Origin of the sequence: Pseudomonas sp. SJZ079 (assembly GCF_007993865.1) — a bacterium.
Classification (GTDB): Bacteria; Pseudomonadota; Gammaproteobacteria; order Pseudomonadales; family Pseudomonadaceae; genus Aquipseudomonas.
In genome coordinates this window covers 1-18,058 of record NZ_VIUH01000026.1, presented here as the reverse complement: position 1 = coordinate 18,058, position 18,058 = coordinate 1, and the positions used below count along the sequence as shown (strand labels likewise).

General features: G+C 64.0%; 12 protein-coding genes. 8 read left to right on the top strand and 4 right to left on the bottom strand.

All coding sequences use genetic code 11. The features are described 5' to 3' along the window. The first annotated feature begins 30 nt into the window (after positions 1-30). The 7 genes from FBY03_RS19110 to FBY03_RS19080 all read left to right on the top strand — a co-directional run bounded on the left by FBY03_RS19110 (position 31) and on the right by FBY03_RS19080 (position 10,395). Positions 31-1,788, top strand: coding sequence for a methyl-accepting chemotaxis protein (locus FBY03_RS19110; RefSeq protein WP_147173940.1), 1,758 nt, complete (start codon positions 31-33; stop codon positions 1,786-1,788). 7 nt (positions 1,789-1,795) lie between these two features. After that, entirely contained in the window at positions 1,796-3,994 is a 2,199-nt protein-coding gene (locus FBY03_RS19105; RefSeq protein ID WP_147173939.1) for a response regulator, read from the top strand. A gap of 12 nt (positions 3,995-4,006) precedes the next feature. Continuing rightward, positions 4,007-5,059, top strand: coding sequence for a chemotaxis protein CheB (locus FBY03_RS19100; protein WP_147173938.1), 1,053 nt, complete (start codon positions 4,007-4,009; stop codon positions 5,057-5,059). A gap of 2 nt (positions 5,060-5,061) precedes the next feature. Continuing rightward, positions 5,062-8,685, top strand: a complete 3,624-nt coding sequence (locus FBY03_RS19095; protein WP_147173937.1) for an EAL domain-containing protein — start codon at positions 5,062-5,064, stop codon at positions 8,683-8,685. Between the two features lie 9 nt (positions 8,686-8,694). Then, complete coding sequence (locus FBY03_RS19090) at positions 8,695-8,877, top strand: hypothetical protein (RefSeq protein WP_147173936.1); 183 nt, start codon at positions 8,695-8,697, stop codon at positions 8,875-8,877. Between the two features lie 151 nt (positions 8,878-9,028). Further along, complete coding sequence (locus tag FBY03_RS19085) at positions 9,029-9,712, top strand: phosphoribosyltransferase (protein WP_147173935.1); 684 nt, start codon at positions 9,029-9,031, stop codon at positions 9,710-9,712. A gap of 20 nt (positions 9,713-9,732) precedes the next feature. Beyond that, entirely contained in the window at positions 9,733-10,395 is a 663-nt protein-coding gene (locus FBY03_RS19080; protein ID WP_147173934.1) for a dienelactone hydrolase family protein, read from the top strand. A 60-nt stretch (positions 10,396-10,455) separates the two neighbouring features. Here the strand turns inward: FBY03_RS19080 and FBY03_RS19075 are convergent, their stop codons facing one another. Together FBY03_RS19075 and FBY03_RS19070 are read right to left on the bottom strand one after the other, a co-directional pair. Then, the gene (locus tag FBY03_RS19075) at positions 10,456-11,571 is read right to left on the bottom strand and encodes a CapA family protein (protein ID WP_147173933.1); all 1,116 of its coding nucleotides are present in this window, start codon (positions 11,569-11,571) and stop codon (positions 10,456-10,458) included. 45 nt (positions 11,572-11,616) lie between these two features. Next, positions 11,617-12,594: a ribose-phosphate pyrophosphokinase gene (locus tag FBY03_RS19070; protein ID WP_147173932.1), complete on the bottom strand. Its 978-nt coding sequence runs from the start codon at positions 12,592-12,594 to the stop codon at positions 11,617-11,619. Positions 12,595-12,973: 379 nt separating this feature from the next. Between FBY03_RS19070 and FBY03_RS19065 the strand changes: the two genes are divergently transcribed. Continuing rightward, positions 12,974-15,040: a bifunctional diguanylate cyclase/phosphodiesterase gene (locus FBY03_RS19065; RefSeq protein ID WP_147173931.1), complete on the top strand. Its 2,067-nt coding sequence runs from the start codon at positions 12,974-12,976 to the stop codon at positions 15,038-15,040. 135 nt (positions 15,041-15,175) lie between these two features. Here FBY03_RS19065 and FBY03_RS19060 read toward each other — a convergent pair whose 3' ends face one another. Further along, positions 15,176-16,183: a DctP family TRAP transporter solute-binding subunit gene (locus FBY03_RS19060; RefSeq protein ID WP_147173930.1), complete on the bottom strand. Its 1,008-nt coding sequence runs from the start codon at positions 16,181-16,183 to the stop codon at positions 15,176-15,178. 377 nt (positions 16,184-16,560) lie between these two features. Further along, entirely contained in the window at positions 16,561-17,850 is a 1,290-nt protein-coding gene (locus tag FBY03_RS19055) for a glycosyltransferase (RefSeq protein ID WP_147173929.1), read from the bottom strand. Between the last annotated feature and the right edge of the window lie 208 nt (positions 17,851-18,058).

Here is an 18,058-nt window from a genome sequence, read left to right as displayed (position 1 = left end):
GGGGTGGCCTAGGGACAAGGAGAAGCGAGAATGCTAGGAAATATTGCCAACCTGCGTATCGGCAGCAAGCTGGTTCTGGTTTTTGCCGTACTCATAGTCGCTTTCGGCGCCCTGCTGATCACTTCGCTGCAGCGTTTCGCCGATCTGCAGAAGAGTGAGGCCCGGCTGTTCCAAGGCAGCTTAGAGCGGGTATCCAAGGTCAAAGAACTGCGCATCAACATCATCACCCAGCGTGCCGAGCTGTTGCAGGCGATGGCCAATAGCCAGGGCGACAAGCTGCGTCAGAGCGAGGGCGAGATCGAGGCCTTATCTCGGGCCAATGATCGCCTGTTCGATGAGCTACTCGGTGGCCTGGGCGATGACGGCGAGACGCGCCGGCTGCTCGACCAGCTGATCGGCGTGCGCGCCGCCTTCGTCGAGACCCGCGACCAGCAATTGTTGCCACTCATCCGCAGCGGGCAGCTGGAGCAGGCTGAGGCCCTGGCCTTGGGGATTCAGCTCGAACGGATGGTGCAGATCAATGACCTGGGGTTGCGTCTGGCCGAACTCACCGAGCACAACGTACGCCAAGCACTGGTCCGCTCTGAGGAAACAGTGGAGCGCCAGCGCGTGGAGCAGCTGTTGGTCGGGGCGCTCGTATTGATCTTCGGCATGCTCATGGCCTGGCTGCTCAGCCGGCACATTGCCCAGCCACTGGCGCATCTGACCCTAATGGCCGAGCGGATTAGCCGCGGTGAAATACCCAGGGAGCTGCGCAGCGAGAGCCGCCGTGACGAGGTCGGTCGACTGGCCCTTGCCTTCAGCCAGATGAGCCAGTATCTGCTGGCACTGGCTGCCAAGGCCGAGTATCTGGCCCAGGGGCACCTGAGCCAGGACAGTCAGCCGGTATCCGACCAGGATGTGCTGGGTACCGCCTTCGCCACCATGTTGGCCAACCTGCGCAACCTGGTCGGGGAGCTCAACGAAGGCATCACCGTGTTGGCGACGTCCAGCGAGGAAGTGTTGGCGGCCACCAGCCAAGTGGCCACCAATACTCAGGAAACCGCCACCGCCATCAGCGAAATAGTCACCACGGTGGACGAGGTCAAGCAGACCGCCGTACTGGCCAGCGGCAAGGCGCAGTCGGTGGCCGACAGCACCGCGCGCACCCGCGAGGTGGCCCAGGGCGGGCGCCAATCGGTGGAGGAGGCGCTCAAGGGCATGGGGCAGATCCGCGAGCAGATGCAGGCGGTGGCGGAAAGCATCATGCGCCTGGGTGAGCAGAGCCAGACCATAGGCGAAATAGTCGCCTCGGTCAGCGACTTGGCCGAGCAGTCCAACCTGCTTGGGGTCAACGCCTCGATCGAGGCGATGCGGGCCGGCGAGACCGGCAAGGGCTTCTCGGTGGTGGCCCAGGAGGTCAAGGCCCTGGCCGACCAGTCGAAACAGGCCACCAACCAGGTGCGTGGAATCCTCGGCGAGATCCAGAAGGCCATGACCAAGGCGGTGCTGCTGGCCGAACAGGGCAGCAAGACGGTGGAGGCCGGCTACGAACGGGCGCAGTCGAGCGGCGAGGCGATCCGCGCCCTGGACAGCAGCATCGCCGAGTCCAGTGAAATGGCCCTGCAGATCGCCGCCACCAGTCAGCAGCAGATGGTCGGCATGGACCAGGTCGCCAATGCTATGAGCAGCATTCGCGAGGCCAGCCAGAGCAATGTCAGCGGTACGCGTCAGATGGACCAGGCCACCCGCAACCTGCATGAGTTGGGTGTAAAACTGCAGGGCCTCGCGGCCCAATTCAAGTTGTGAGTAGAACATGAGCCTGGACCGTAAAGCGCTGCAGCAGCGCCTGCTGGAAAGCTTCCGGATCGAGGCGGGCGAGCGCCTGGGCGTGCTCGCCGACACCTTGGCGAACTGGCGCGAGGCCGGCGCCAGTGACGACTCCATCGAGTCGCTGTTTCGCGAGGTGCACAGTCTCAAGGGCGCTGCCCGGGCGGTCAGCCTGCCGTCGATCGAACGCCTCTGCCATGCCTGGGAGAGCCTGCTGGGGGCGATTCGCGGCGGACAGCTGGAGCTGACCGCGGAACGTGTCGAGTTGTGTCGGCACGCCCTGCGCGCGGTGCAGCAGTTGCACGCCGGACAAGAGCCTGGCTCCGGCGAGTCCGAACTGCTGTGCGGCCAGCTGGAAAGCGCCGCGCGTGGCGAAGCCGTCGCCCTGCCGAGGACGCCGCTGACCAACCCTGTGCAACCGGCTGATCCCAGCATGGTCAGGGTTTCCACACGTCGCCTGGACACCTTGCTGTTTCACAGCGAAAGCCTGCTGCAGCACAAACTCGAAGCCCAGGCCTATGCGCGCCGCCTGCGTGAGCACGCGCAGGCCTTCGAGCCGCAGCGAGGCAAGCGCCTGCTCGATGCCGGCAACTTAAAGCAGCTGCATGCAGGCTTGGAGGCCTTGCCCCTGACCAGCCGGGATGCCCTGAAGGGCCTGCTCGATTATCTGAACTGGAGCCAGGCGCAGCTCGACCGCCTGCATTTCGAGGCAGTCCACCTGGAAAAGGCAGGACGGCACCTGGCCCAGGGCTTGGCGCAGCTCTCAGATGCCCACGTCGGCGAGCTGCAGGCGGTGCTGTTGCTGGCCGGTAGCAATCTGGTGGAAGGGCTGCCGGCCATGGTCCAGGACTTGGCCAGCCAGGCCGGCAAACGTGTTGACCTGCAGGTGCGCGGCACCGATCTGCAGGTCGACAAGCGCATCCTCGACGAACTGCGCACCGTACTCACCCACCTGCTACGCAATGCCGTTGATCATGGCCTGGAGTCGCCGGACCGCCGCGTAGCCAACGGCAAGCCGCCCGTCGGGCGGCTGCAGGTCGAGTTGTTACAGGAGTCGGCGGATCGTTTCGAGCTGCGCGTAGAGGACGATGGCGCGGGTATCGACGTCGAGGTCTTGAGGGCCAAGGCACTGGCTGCCGGGCTGCTCAGTGCGGAGCAGGCCGAGGCGCTTAGCGAGGCGGAATGCCGGCGGCTGATCTTTCGCTCCGGGCTGTCGACCAGCGCGTTGATCACCGACTTGTCCGGGCGCGGCCTGGGCATGGCCATCGTCCAGGAGGCGGTCGAACGGCTCGGCGGACGCATCGATCTGGAGTCCAGCCCAGGCCAGGGCACTTGCCTTCACCTGCACCTACCACTCAGCCTGTCGACCTTCCGTGCAGTGATCGTACGCATCGCCGAGCGCACCTTCGCCATGCCGGCCCTGGCCGTGGAGCGCTGCCTGCGGCTGCCGTCCAGTGCCGTGAAGAATCTGGAGAACCGCCCCTCGCTGACGCTCGACGGGCGAGTGCTGCCGGTCTGGGCCCTGGCCGACGTGCTCGGCCTGAGCAGTTCGGTGGGCAGGGATGACGACCTGACTCTGCTGCTACTGAAAGTCCGTGGGGAACCCTTCGTGCTGCTGGTCGACGAGCTGCTCGGTGACCAGGAAATCACCGTCAAGAGTCTCGGCCGTCAGCTGCTGCGGGTGCGCAACCTGTTAGGGGCGACCCTGCTCGGCGACGGGCAGCTGGTGCCCATTCTGCATCCGGGAGACCTCTACCGTAGTGCCCTGTCGGTGGGGGCCGGCAGCCTTGAGCGCAACGTGCAGGAGACGTCTGGCAACACTGCGCAACGCCTGCTGATCGCCGAAGACTCCTTTACTTCGCGCGGCCTGCTGAAAGCCATCCTGGAGGGCGCCGGTTACCAGGTGGCAACGGCCAACGATGGCCTGGAAGCCTGGAACACCCTGAAGCAGGGGGCGTTCGATCTGCTGGTGTCGGATGTGGAAATGCCGCGTATGGATGGTTTCACCTTGACCCAGCGGATTCGGCTCGACCGTGAGCTGACCGACTTGCCGGTGGTACTGGTGACGGCATTGCATTCGGCCGAAGACCGCGCTCGCGGTCTGGAGGTTGGGGCCAATGCCTACCTGGTGAAAAGCGGCTTCGAGCAGGATAGCCTGCTGGACGCCATTCGCCGTTTGATTTGATTGGGAGCAGTCATGCGCGTGCTGATTGTCGACGACTCACCGGTATTGCGCATGTTGCTGCGCTCGGTGTTCGAGGATGAAGGTTTCGAAGTGCGTGAAGCGGACAGCGGCGAACAAGCCTTACGTCTGCTGGAGGGCTATCGACCCGACATCATCACCATGGATGTGCACATGCCGGGCATGAACGGTTATGAAACCACGGCGCGCATTCTCGAGCTCTATGCCCTGCCGGTGGTGGTGGTGACCGCCAGCGCCAATGCCTATGCGGCGGCGACGGCCATGCACGCTCTGGAAGCCGGTGCCCTGGCGGTACTAGAGAAGCCCCAAGGGCCAGAGGCGGCTAATTTCAAGCAGCTTATCGGGGCGCTGGTGCGCACCCTGCGCAGCATGGCGCAGGTCAAGATAGTGCGGCGACCGCGCGCAGTGAAGACGCTGACTGCTGCGCCACTCAGGGCGCCGCTGAGTTCGGAGAGCCCAAAGCTGGTGGCCATTGCCGCGTCCGCCGGTGGCCCGGTTGCGCTCAAGGCGCTGCTGTCACACCTGAGCGCACAGCAACCCTGGCCGCTGCTGCTGGCCCAGCATATTAGCGTAGGATTTCTCGGCAGTTTTCGCGACTGGCTGGCGAGCGTCTGCAGCTTGTCGGTGAGTATCGCCGAGCACGGCCAGCTGCTTCAGCCAGGGGGGCTGTACCTGCCGCCTGACGGCAGTCATCTGGGCGTCAGCGCCGAGCTGCGGGCTCAGTTGCAGGGCAGCAACGGCGAGCTGTACTGCCCTTCGGCCGATCACCTGTTCCGCAACGTGGCGCAGCGCCTCGGCAACCAGGCCATCGGCATCCAGCTGTCCGGTATGGGCCGGGACGGGGCCGAGGGACTCGCCGAACTGCACCGCTGCGGGGCCCTGACCATTGCCCAGGAGCCGACCAGTGCGCTGATCGATGCCATGCCACGGGCGGCGATCAAGTTGCAGGCGGCGCGCCAGGTGTTGCCACCGGAGGCGATTGCGGCGCTGCTCAATTCGATTGCGCTACGCAGCCTTTCCCGCAGTACTGGGTCAGAAGGAGATTGACCATGTTCGACAACGCGGAAATTTTGATAGTCGAGGACAGTCCGACCCAGGCCACTGAACTGCAGTTCCTGCTGGAGTCCGCCGGTTGCCAGGTACAAGTCGCGCGCAACGGCGTGGAGGCGCTGGAGTTTCTGGCCGGATATTTGCCGACCATAGTCATCAGCGATATCGTCATGCCGCAGATGGATGGCTATGAACTCTGTCGCCAGCTCAAGGGCGACCCGCGCACCAAGGGCATCCCGGTGATTCTGGTGACTAGCCTGGCCGATGCGCGGGATGTGGTGCATGGCCTGGCCTGCGGCGCCGACAATTTCATCGTCAAGCCCTATGACGAGAAATACCTGATGTCGCGCATCCGCTATTTCTTGGTCAATCTCGAACTGCGCAGCAACGAGCGGGTGCAAATGGGCGTGGAGGTGGTACTGGAGGGTGAGCGGCACTTCATCACCGCCGGCCGTCAGCAAATTCTCGACCTGTTGATCTCCACTTACGAGCAAGGCGTACGGCTCAACCACGAACTGCTGGCCAAACACGACGAGCTGACCCGCAGCAACTCGCTGCTGAACTGCCTGTTTCACTTCACCAGTGGTCTGAGCGATGCCAGCAGCGAGCGTCATGTGATCGATACGGCCCTGGGGCGCATCCTCGAGTTCCCCAATGCCGTGGGCACCTGGTTGCTGCTGGCCGATACCGCCGAACCGGGTGGCTCGCTGCGGGTAGCGGGTTCCCGCGGGCGTGACGGCGATTACGACCTGGGGCGCTTGACGAGTTGTTCGCTGAACTGCCCATGTCGGCACGCCTGGCTCCACGACCAGCTGAGCGCGCCGTGCAATATCGCTGCTTGCCCGGCCCTGCAACAGATGGGGGAAGGCAGCCACGCGAGCATCCCCTTGCTGCTTGGCGGCGAAACCATCGGCATGCTCAATGTGGTGCGCACTCAGGCGCAGAGCTGGCCGGTGGATGCGCTCAACGCCCTGGCCTCGATCGGCCGCCAGTTCGCCATGGCCCTGGGCCGGGTGCGTCTGTTCGAGAGCCTCGAGCAACTGGTGGAACAACGTACTGGGGCGCTGGCGCAGAACGAGGCCTTGCTGCGCAAGATTCTCGACAACCTGCCAGTCGGTGTCTCTGTCGCCGACAGCGAGGGCCGGCTGATCCTCAGCAACGCCGAGAACGGGCTGATTTGGGCCGGGCCGCAACCCGCGGACCTGGACGACTATGCTCGCCATCACGGCGTCTGGGCGGAACGCGGCGAGTCGCTGCAGGCCGAGGACTGGCCGCTGGTCAGGGCCGTGCGCAATGGCCAGGTGCTGCGCAACGAGGTGATCGATATCCAGGCCTTCGATGACAGCCACAAGACCATTCTCAATTCCGCTGTGCCGTTCCACGACCAACATGGCGTGCTCCAGGGCGCCATAGCGGTGATCCAGGACATCAGCGAGCAGCGTCAGCGTGACCTGGAGATCCGTATCCGCACGCGGGCGATGGAAGCCTGCGTCAACGCCATCGTGATCACCGACAATCAGCTCGACGACCAGCCGATCGTCTACGTCAATCCGGCCTTCGAGCGCATCACCGGCTACCGCAGCGAGGAGGTGCTGGGGCGCAACTGCCGGCTCTTGCAGGGAGAGGAGACCGAGCAGCCGGAGCTGGCCAGCGTCCGTCGGGCGCTGCAAGCCGAGGAGGAGGGTAGAGCCGTGCTGCGTAACTACCGCAAGGATGGCTCGGCCTTCTGGAACGAGCTGCGCCTCGCCCCCGTGGTGAACGATCGCGGCCGGGTCAGCCACTTCGTCGGCATCCTCAACGACATCACCGAGGCCAAGCGCTACCAGGAGGAACTGGAGCACCAGGCCAACCACGACAGCCTGACCGGGCTGCCCAACCGCAACCTGCTCAACGATCGCATCCACCAGGCCATCGCCTTCGCCAGCCGCAATCAGGGTCAGTTCGACCTGGTATTCATGGACATCGACCATTTCAAGGTGGTCAACGACAGCCTGGGCCACAGCGCCGGCGACCAGCTGCTGGTGCAGGTGGCCGAGCGCCTGCGCGGCTGCGCGCGGGAATTCGACACAGTGGCACGTTTGGGGGGCGACGAGTTCGTCATTCTGTTGGCCGATGGTGGCCAGCTCACCAGGCGCATCGACGGCCTGGGGCGTTTTCAGCAGTGCGTCGCCGAGCCCATGCTGCTCGACGGCCAGGAAGTGGTGGTCAGTTGCAGCATTGGCTTCTGTTGCTTCCCCGATGACGGACGCGACCTCGGTACCCTGTTGCGCAACGCCGATACCGCCATGTACCAGGCCAAGCATCAGGGTCGCAACCGCATCTGCGCGTTCATGCCGCAGATGAACGAGCAGATGCAGCGGCGCCTGATGCTAGAGCGCGATATCCGTTATGCCCTGCAGCACGATGAGTACAGGGTGGTTTATCAACCGCAACTGGACCTGCACACCGGTCGCCTGTGCGGCTTCGAGGCCCTGGTGCGCTGGAACCATCAGGGCAAGCAGGTGATGCCCGACGAGTTCATCCCGCTGGCCGAGGAAACCGGCCAGATCGTTGCCATCGATCTCTATGTGTTCGATGCCGTTTGCCGGCAAATGCGGGTCTGGGAGAGCAGTCTGCTGGGGGTGAGCGTCGCGGTGAACTTCTCGGCCGTCAGTTTCATGGCCGCCGATTTCGTCTCGCGCATCCAGCAGATCCTCAGCCAGCAGGGGGTGGCGCCGTTCCGCTTCAAGCTGGAGGTGACCGAGACCATGCTGATGACCAATGCCGAGGAAGTGCTGGTCAAGATGCGCGAGTTGATCGGCCTGGGCATCCGCTTCTCGATCGACGATTTCGGTACCGGCTATTCCTCTCTGGGCTATTTAAAGCGCTTTCCCTTCAGCGAGTTGAAGATCGACCGCAGCTTCGTCACCGATGTGCACTTAGACCCGGACAGTGCCTCGCTGGTGCGCTCGATGATCTCGATCGGCCACAACATGGGCATCAAGGTGATTGCCGAAGGGGTGGAAACCGCCGAGCAGCTCGGTTTTCTGCGGGCTGCGGGTTGCGACGAGTTGCAGGGCTACTATTACTCTCCGCCGCTACCACCCCAGGCATGCCTGCAGTTCCTCGACGAGGGCGCCGAGTTGGAGCTGCCGGCGATCATGGTTGACGAGCAGGAGCACTACCTGTTGCTGGTCGATGATGAGCAGAGCAACCTCGATACGCTGCTACGCGAGCTGCGCCTGGAGAAATACCGCACCCTGACGGCCAGCAACAGCGCCGAGGCGTTGGCCCTGCTGGCAACTCATCCGGTGGGCGTGGTGTTGAGCCAGCCGCGTCTGGCCGATATGGATGGAGTGGAGTTCCTACGCCGGGTCAGGAGCATCTACCCAGAGATCATTCGCATGGTGTTGAGCGACGCCAGCGAGATTGGCCTCATCCTCAAGGCCGTCAACGAGGGTGTGATCTACCGATTCATCAGCACCCCTTGGGATGCCGATGACCTGCGCAGCCAGTTGCGCGACGGTTTTGCCCAGTGTCATCTGGTGCAGGAAAACCGGCGCTTGCGTCAGCAACTGCTGGACCAGCAGGGCTATCGGCCAGCCGGCACGCCGGCCGATACAGCAAGGGATAAGGCAGGCTGATAGGGCAGCATGAAGCTGTACCAGGGTTTTATCGGCCATTGGCAATACTTCACTGATCCGGCTCAACACCGAGACCGGATGCGAGATCCTGACCAAGGCCGCATGCCTCAACCCCGAGTTCTGGTGCAGGACCTTCTGGTGCAGCTGATCGCCGCCTTGGGCGGCGGTTGGCAGACGCTGCAGCCGGAGTAAATATAGGGGCGACGTTGCAATATTCGGATGGGCCGGCTGGTTAGAGGAAAGCGATATAAACCAGCGGTTGCCGCCGCTGTAGCGGCGCCCGACTATTGACCCTGATAGGCCGCGCGCCTCTCGGGCCAGCGCGCGAGCAAGGGGTAGTGCTATGACTCCAGATGCTCCTCTGCATATTCCCATTCGCGACAGGGCGGCCGCGGGCGAATGCCTGGCGCAGCTACTGCTGGCGTATCGACAATGCCCCGACGTGATCGTACTGGCCCTGCCACGCGGTGGGGTACCTGTGGCTTACCAGATCGCCAGTGCCTTGGACGTGCGCCTGGATCTGATGCTGGTACGCAAGCTCGGCGTCCCCGGCCATGCGGAGCTGGCCATGGGCGCCATCGCCAGTGGCGGGGTGCGGGTGATCAACCACGACGTGCTGCACTACGCACGCATCGACCAGGCCAGCATCGATGCGGTGGCCGCGCGGGAAACCGAGGAGCTGCAGCGCCGTGATCGCGCTTATCGCGGCGAACGGCCGGCGCCGGTGCTGTGTGACCAGCAGGTGATCCTGGTCGACGATGGCGTGGCCACCGGCGCCACCATGCAGGCGGCGATCCGCGCGGCACGTCAGCAGCGTCCGGCAAGCATCGTGGTCGCGGTGCCGGTGGCGGCGCCTGACAGCGTGCAACTGCTGCGCAATCAGGTCGACGAAGTGGTCTGCCCGTTGATGCCCGAGATGCTGATGGCGATCGGTCGCTGGTACCTGGATTTCGACCAGACCTCGGACCGTGAAGTGCTCGACCTGTTGCAGCGTGCCTGGCAGCGCCCCTGCGAATCAGTCAGCTGATGCGCCGGAGACACCCGTCCATGCAAACGCCCGTCCGACGCTTATTGAACCTGACCCTGAGCGATGTGCAGTTGGCTGCCGACTTGCTGCTGCCCGAAACCGCGACGGGGTTGGTGGTGTTCGTGCATGGCAGTGGCAGCAGCCGGCTCAGCCCACGCAATCGGCAGGTGGCGCTGTATTTCAACGGACGCGGGCTGGCCACCTTGCTGTTCGACCTGTTGACCGAGGTGGAACAACGCCTGGACCAGGTCAGCCGAGCGCTACGCTTCGACATTCCGCTGCTGAGCAGGCGCCTGCTCGGGGTGATTGACTGGCTCGCCGCCGACAGCGACTTGCGGCACCTGCGCCTCGGTTTGTTCGGCGCCAGCACCGGCGCCGCCGCGGCGTTGATTGCAGCGGCGCAACGTAACCAGCGGGTGCAGGCGCTGGTCAGTCGCGGCGGCCGTAGCGACCTCGCCGGTGCCGCGCTGAGCGAGGTGCTGGCGCCGACGCTGTTGATAGTCGGCGGCGAGGACTCCCTGGTGCTGCAACTGAATCGTCAGACCAGCGAACAACTGCGCTGTACCCAGCGGCTGGCGGTGATACCCGGGGCGAGCCACCTGTTCGCAGAGCCCGGAACCTTGGAGGAGGTGGCTCGGGAAGCTGGCGACTGGTTCGAGCGTTACCTGGGCGCTTCGCGGTAATCGCCGCCAGCACTGCGCATTCTGACGCAGCAGCGCGATACCCAAGCTCTGCTCTTGATTCTATTCACTCGGCCAAACCAGGCTGAAGCTCCCGCCGCTGCCAGGTCGCAGGCTGCAGCCAAAAGCGGCGCACTGGCGCAGCAGGCTGTCGTGCAGCCATTGCCGGTCTGATCCTTCGGCAGGCTGGATGCTCAACCGCCGCTGCTGGGTGGGCAGCATCTCCAGGGCCAACAGGCGGCCGTCGGCGGCCAGCTCGGCGAAATACAACAGCCCCAGGTCGGCGCGATAGCGTGCGTGGCTGTCGATGCCTTCGTAATCGTCGAGCAGATCGCCGCAACCGTAGAGAATCAGACGCTGGCGGTACACCTCGAGCGCCTTGATGTGGTGCGAGGAATGGCCGTACAGCACATCCACCCCGGCCTGGTCGATCAAACCGTGGGCGAAGCGCACCTGCTCCGGCGCGACGGCGAAGCCCCAGTTGCCGCCCCAGTGCAGGGAAACGACAGCCACATCGCCGGAGTGTTTCGCCGCGGCGATGCACGCTGAGACCCGCTGCAGGCTGTGCGCCGTGAGATCGTCCAGGCGCGCGACGCCCGCTTGTCGCTCGCTGGCCGCCCAATCTGGCGGCACCCCGCAATCCGGGGTGGCCCAGGCGAACAGCAGCAGGCGTCGGTCATTGGCCAGGGGCAGCACCGCCGGGGCTTCGGCAGCTGTCAGGTTTAGCCCGGCGCCGGCGTGTTGTAGACCCAGGTTGTCCAGGCTGTGCAGGGTATCGATCAAACCCTGTTCGCCCCAGTCCAGTACATGGTTGTTGGCCAGCACGCAGCAGTCGATGCCGGCTGCTTCGAGCAGGGGCAGGTTGGCCGGATTCATCCGGTAGTTGATGCCCTTCGGCTGCGGCTGGCCGCGCCGGGTCACGGCGGTCTCCAGATTGACCAGACGCAGTGCCACGTGGCGGCGCTCCAATGCCGGCAGTGCCACGCCCCAGATATAGGAAAAATCCACCGGTCGCGAGATCGGTCCGTTGCGCCGCTCGGCCAGGCGCACATAGTCGTCGGCATCCTTGACCCACGCTTCGTAGAGGCGCGGATTGCCCGGAAACGGCAGGATCTGATCGACACCGCGGGCCGTCATCAGGTCGCCGCCGAGAAACACCGTGTAGCTGGCGCTGTGCATGCTTGCCTCGTGCTCCCGCCGGCAGCTACTCGAGCCGGGCGCTGGTCATGGTCGGCTCTCGCTGGCCACCAAGCCGTATTCCTCGGCTAACAGCGCCGCCACCAGCGCGGTGGTATCGAGGATGTCCAGGCGTTGTGCCGCCAGACTGGGATCGAGACGAAACGGCGGCACGCTGTCGCAGATCGCCAGGCGTTCGAACAGTGGGCTGTCGAGCAGTTCGCTGCCACCGGTGAACAGGCCATGTGCCGCTGCGGCGAAGACTCGCGTGGCGCCGGCGGCCTGGCAGGCGTGACCGGCGTGCAGCAGGGTGGCGCCGGTACTGATCATGTCGTCGAAGATGATCGCGGTCTTACCCTGCACCTCGCCGCTCAACCGCGTGCCACTGAGCACTTCGTTGTTGCGGTACTTTTCCACGATGGCGCCACTCACGGGTCGTCCCAGACGGCGTTCGAGGGCCTGGCGAAATTGCTCGGCGCGCTTGGCCCCGCCGGTGTCGGGGGAGACCGCCACCACCTCGGCGTCGCCGATCAAACCGGCAAAGTGCTCGGCGAACAGCTCGGCGCTGTGCAGGTGCTGGGTGGCAATGCGGAAGGCATTGTCGAAGGCGGCCACGTTATGCACCTCCAGGCTCAGCAGCCGGTCGACCCCGCTGGCTTCGAGCAGGGTGGCGACGTAGCGGCTGATGATCGGGTCCTGGAACTCGGTGCGGCGTTCCTTGCGCGCATAGCACAGGTAGGGGGCGATCACCTGCACGCGGCGGGCTCCGGCATCCTTCAGCGCGGCGCAGAAGAACATCAGGCGACAGAGCTTGTCGTGGACGCTGTACTCGGTGTCGTCGTAGAGCCCGTGAAAGACAACCGCCTGACGACCGTTGAGCGGTTCCAGCGCGCGGCTCTTGTGCTCGCCATCCTCGAACACATGTTCCTCATGCGCAGCCAGTTGGCAACCGAGTCGCTGCGCCACGCGGGCGGCATAGTCCTGGTTGCCGCGCAAGGCAAACAGCAGGGGATACTCTGGGTTCATGGCAGGACTCCTTCGGGAGGGGATGCTCCGTAGGCCGGCGCAACGCAGCACTGTCGAACCAGCCGCGCCGGTTGTCCTCTAGCGCAGCGGGGAGGTACTGGCTGAATGTTGAGACGATTCAGCAGACTCTTATTCAGCTTAGTCGAGCGCGCAACCGATCAGCCAGAGCCTCAGGCTCATATCGGGCAATCCTACTCAGGCTTAACGCTAATCGTCGTCCAGCGCCAAACGCGACCGCAGCAGGGCGACCTGCTCGCACCGTTGTGCAGCGGACGAGTGGCTGCCGCGCTGGCGTGGTGATGGCGATGAGTAATCGTTAGAATGCCGGGCGCCTGCAAAGGGCGCCCATTTGCTCATCAGAGCGCTGTAGAGACTTGCAATGCTGACCGCTAGCTACGACCTCGTCCTGGTACTGATTTCCCTGGCTGTGGCTATTCTGGCGTCCTATACCGCGCTCGACCTGGCCGGACGTGTCAGCACCGCCACGGGCCCAGCCGTACCGCTGTGGATCTGCGGTGGCGCGGTGTCGATGGGGATCGGAATCTGGTCGATGCACTTTATCGGCATGCTGGCGTTCAGCCTGCCCATCCCCTTGGGCTATGACCTGAGCATTACCCTGCTGTCCCTGGCGGTAGCCATGCTCGCCTCGGGCTTTGCCCTGTGGCTGGTCAGCCAGGCGCAGATGCCCCTGTGGCACTGGCTGCTTGGCGCACTGGCGATGGGCGCCGGGATCAGCACCATGCATTACCTCGGCATGCACGCCTTGTTGCTGCAACCGGGTATCGAGTACGACCCGCTGCTGTTTGGCCTGTCGTTGTCGATCGCCGTGGCGGCTTCGGCGGCGGCCCTGTGGATCGCCTTTCGCTTGCGCCAGCACTCGCCCTATATACGCCTTCTGCGCGCCGGCGCGGCCGTGATCATGGGGCTGGCCATTGTCGGCATGCACTACACCGGCATGGCCGCGGCGAACTTTCCACTCGACAGCTTTTGCGCCGCCGCCAATAGCGGTCTGGACAGCGCCTGGCTGGCCAGCTTGATTATTGTCGTGACCTTGGCCGTACTGACGATTGCCTTGCTGACCTCGGTGCTCGACGCGCGTCTCGAACAACGCACCGCCGCGTTGAGCTGCTCACTGGCCGAGGCCAATCAGGAGCTGACTGAACTGGCGCTGCATGACAGCCTGACCAAACTGCCCAATCGTCTGTTGTTGGAAGACCGCATCCAGCAGAGCATCCACAAGATGGCGCGCAGTGGTGGCCACTTTGCGCTGATGTTCATGGATCTGGATGGCTTCAAGCCGGTCAATGACGCTTACGGTCACCACATCGGTGATCAGTTGCTGCACGAGGTTGGCCTGCGTTTGCGCGAGCGTTTGCGCGCCCAGGACACCCTGGCACGGGTTGGCGGTGATGAGTTCGTGCTGCTGGCCGAATTGCGCGAGCCGAACGATGCGGTGAATGTCGCCGAGCAGATCGTCAATCTGCTTAGCCAACCCTTTCAGGTCGGCGAGCACGAGCTGCGCGTGTCGACCAGCGTCGGCATCGCCTTGTACCCAGGCGATGGGGCGAACCAGCAGGAACTGCTGATGAATGCCGACGCCGCCATGTATCACGCCAAAGGCGCTGGCAAAAACGGTTACAGCTTCTTCGAAGCATCGATGAATACCAATGCACGCAATCAACTGCAGTTGCTCAACGACCTGCGCCTGGGTTTGGAACGCGAAGAGTTTTGCCTGCATTACCAACCCAAGTTCGACGCCGTTAACGGCCGTCCGGTCGGCGCCGAAGCCCTGTTGCGTTGGCAGCACCCCGAACGTGGACTGGTGCCGCCCAGCGAGTTTATCGCTCTGGCCGAGAAAACCGGGTTGATCATCGCCATCGGCGACTGGGTCCTGCATCAAGCCTGCCGGCAGATGCGCCAATGGTATGAGCAGGGATTTCGTGACTGGCGGGTGGCGGTCAATCTCTCGGCCTTGCAGTTCTGTCATGCCGGATTGGTCGAGAGTGTCGCCAACGCCCTGGCGCAACATCAGCTGCCGGCCAATTGCCTGACCCTGGAAATCACCGAGACCACGGCCATGAGCGATGCCGACGCCAGCCTGCAGGTGCTCAAGCAGCTGGCGGAAATGGGCGTCGACTTGTCCATCGACGACTTTGGCACCGGCTATTCGAGCCTGCTCTACCTCAAGCGCTTGCCGGCCAACGAGCTGAAAATAGACCGGGGCTTCGTGCGTGACCTGGTCCACGATGGCGATGACGCCGCGATCATTACCGCGATCGTCGCCCTCGGCCAGGCGTTGAACCTGCGGATCGTCGCCGAGGGCGTGGAAACGCGTCAGCAGCAAGTCTTCCTGACCGATCTGGGCTGCAACTCACTGCAAGGCTTTCTGCTGGGGCATCCGTTACCGGCGGAGCAATTCATGCAGGCGATCGAAGCCGCCGCCTAGGCGAAGTCACGCAGGAGCCGAGTGCCTGGGCCTGCCAACCAGCCGGGTAAGGCTCGACGGTTGGCAGGCGCGGCGTGCGGCGCGGCACCTGGTGCCCTATAGGCCTACAACCAAGCGCTTGAGCGCAGGGCCCGATCACTTGCGCTGTTTGCGATTGACGGTCTGTGCGGCTTTCATCACATCGGCGCCGATCTCGGTCTCGAAACGTTGCCATACCGGACGCATGGCGCTGCGCCAGGCCTCGCGCTGCTCTGCGTTGAGGCTCAACACCTGGCTGACGCCGGAGGCTTCGATGCGCTGCCGGTCGGCCAGATTGTCAGCCTCGGCCTGACGATTGACCGCATAGGTGACCTCGTCGATGATTCCTTCCAGCTCGACTCGAATGCTGTGGGGGATGCGATACCAGAAGCGCGGATTGCTCACCAGCATGTAGTCGAGTACGCCGTGGTTGGTCTCGGTGATATAGGGCTGCACGCTGTGCAATCTCTTGCTGTAGATATTCGACCAAGGGTTCTCCGCACCTTGCACCTGGCCCTTCTGCAGGGCGTTGAACACCTCGGCGAACGGCAGCACCAACGGTTTGGCGCCGAGCTGTTGGAACTGCGCCTCGAGCACCTGCGAAGGCTGGATACGAAAGCTCAAACCCGCGGCATCGGTGGGCATCAACAGGGTCTTGCTCGCCGACAGTTGTTTCATGCCGTTGTGCCAATAGGCCAGGCCGACGATGTCCTGCGCTTCCATCGAACGCAGCAGTTGGCGACCTTTGGCGCGTTTCTGGAAGCGGTTGACCGCGTCCAGGTCATCGAACAGAAATGGCAGGTCGAATACCTGTAACTGCTTGGTGTACTGACCGAACTTGGCCAGGGAGGGCGCCAGCAGCTGCACCTGGTCATTGCGCAGTGCCTCCAGCTCGTCGGCGTCGCCATACAGCGAGGAGTTGGCATACACCTCGACCTTGACCTTGCCGGCCAGGCGTTCTGCGACCAGGCGTTTGAACAACAGGGCGCCCTGGCCCTTGGGCGTGTTATCGGCGACCACATGGGCAAACTTGATCAGGATCGGCCCCTGGTCCTGGGCTCCGTTGGCGCTGGCAGCAGCTAGGGCCAGGGCGCAGGCGGCCATGGCGAACATCGACTTGAACATGCGGGTGTCCTTTCTTGTTATCGGTATTTGCGAACGGTGCGAGCGCTCGCCGCACCGTGATCCCTGGCTGTGACTTGGCTGTGCCAATGTGCCATCCGCGACTATCGGCTCGCGTGCAGGTTCAGGGCAGCACCCGCTCTGTATCGCAATGCCTATGCCAAGACCCGGAAGACGGCCGAGCCCTTGCATAGCAGAGAAATGGGTGTGATCCAGTTCGCATGAGCTGGCGGAGTCTCGCCATATCGGACCCGGCTATCGGCAAAATTCCGCCGATAGCACTGCCCCCAGCCGTAGGCTGGCGTAGAGCGCAGCGAAACCCAGCACAGCAGCTCAACAGCCACCCGCAAGAAAACCGGCGTGCCACTAACAGCCGGAAATCAGGTCCGAGTGACCTGGTTCTTCGCGGCGATCCATTGCGACATGTACTGCGTGCTCTTGTGCTGGTGGTGTCGCAGCATGGCGCCGACGAAATTCTGCTGGCGATGCGCCTCCCGCTCTGCAGCGAGCCGCTGCAACCGCGCGATCAAAGCCTCGCCAAGTGCGCCGCGCTGGAAACGCTGTGCCAATATCGCCGCGCCGCGTTGCTGCGCCTGCAGCCAGAGTTCGCGGTCCTGGTACAGCTTTACTGCCGCGTCGGCCAGATCGGCGAGGTCTTCGACCACAGCGCCGGCCCAGGGCAGCTCGCCGCACATGCCCTCGCTGCCGATCGCCGTGGTCACGCTCGGCGTGCCGCAGGCCATGGCATCGGCCAGCTTGCCTTTGATCCCCGCGCCAAAGCGCAGCGGCGCCAGGCAGACCCGCGCCTGGCTCATCACCCGGTGTGCATCGTCGACCCAGCCGAGCACATGAAAGCCTTGCTTGGCGTTGTGCAGCGCAGTGGCCTTGGGCGGCGGGTAGGCGCCGTAGACATGCAGCTGGGCCTGCGGCAGGCGCTGACGAATCAGCGGCCACAGCGCATGTTTCAACCACAGCACCGCATCCCAGTTAGGCGCATGGCGGAAGTTGCCGATGCTGATGAAGTGCGCGCGTTGCTCGAACTCCAGGCAAGCCGTGCTTGGCGGAATCAGCATCAGCGCGCAGTGGTGCAGCAGCGCGGCGGGTACGCCGAACTGTTCCTGCAACAGTTGCATCTCGAACTCGGAAATCATCAGCGTCAGGTCGCTGCGGTAGATCGCGGCGATCTCGCGCTGCGCGCTGTCACTGGCGGCCATAGCCGCGAACAGCTGCTCTGGACTGGCCTGCACCGCGGTTAACTGGTGTTTTTCCGCTTCGCTGGCGCACGCCTGCTGCGCGCTTTTCAACAACTGCTGACGGGCCTCGCGCAGGCTGTGCAGGTCGCTGGTGTCGAGCACCCGCAGCGCCGTCGGGCAGGCGCGCTCGACCCGCCAGGCGAATTGTTCTTCGGTGAAGAAGCGGTCGAACAGCACCAGATCCGGCTGCAACTCGGCGACGTAGGCATCGAAGCTGTCGCAATTCAGCGCGATAGCCACTTCCGGCACACCCAACTCGCGCAGGTCGGCCCGGTGCTCCGACAGCGCCGCGGCGCAGGCGAAGCTGACCTGCCAGTTCTGGGCGCGGAACAGTTCGAGCAGCTCGATCATGCGGCTGCCGGCAGCCGAAGAACGGGGCTCGGGCCAGACGTAACCAATAACCAGGACTTTCTGCATGGAGGTGTGGGATCGATGGAAGAGGGCGGCGCGCGAGTATAACGCCCTGCGTTCGAATCGGCTGGCTGAGCGCTCTACCGTGTACGCGATTGAGCAATCCTTTGCGCAAAAAAAAGGCTATGTCCCAATAGCGTGTTGCATGGTGCGTCCAACCGCCTCCTGGATACAGTGAGCCGGCCGAATATGCTGCTGATAGCGCTCAAGCATG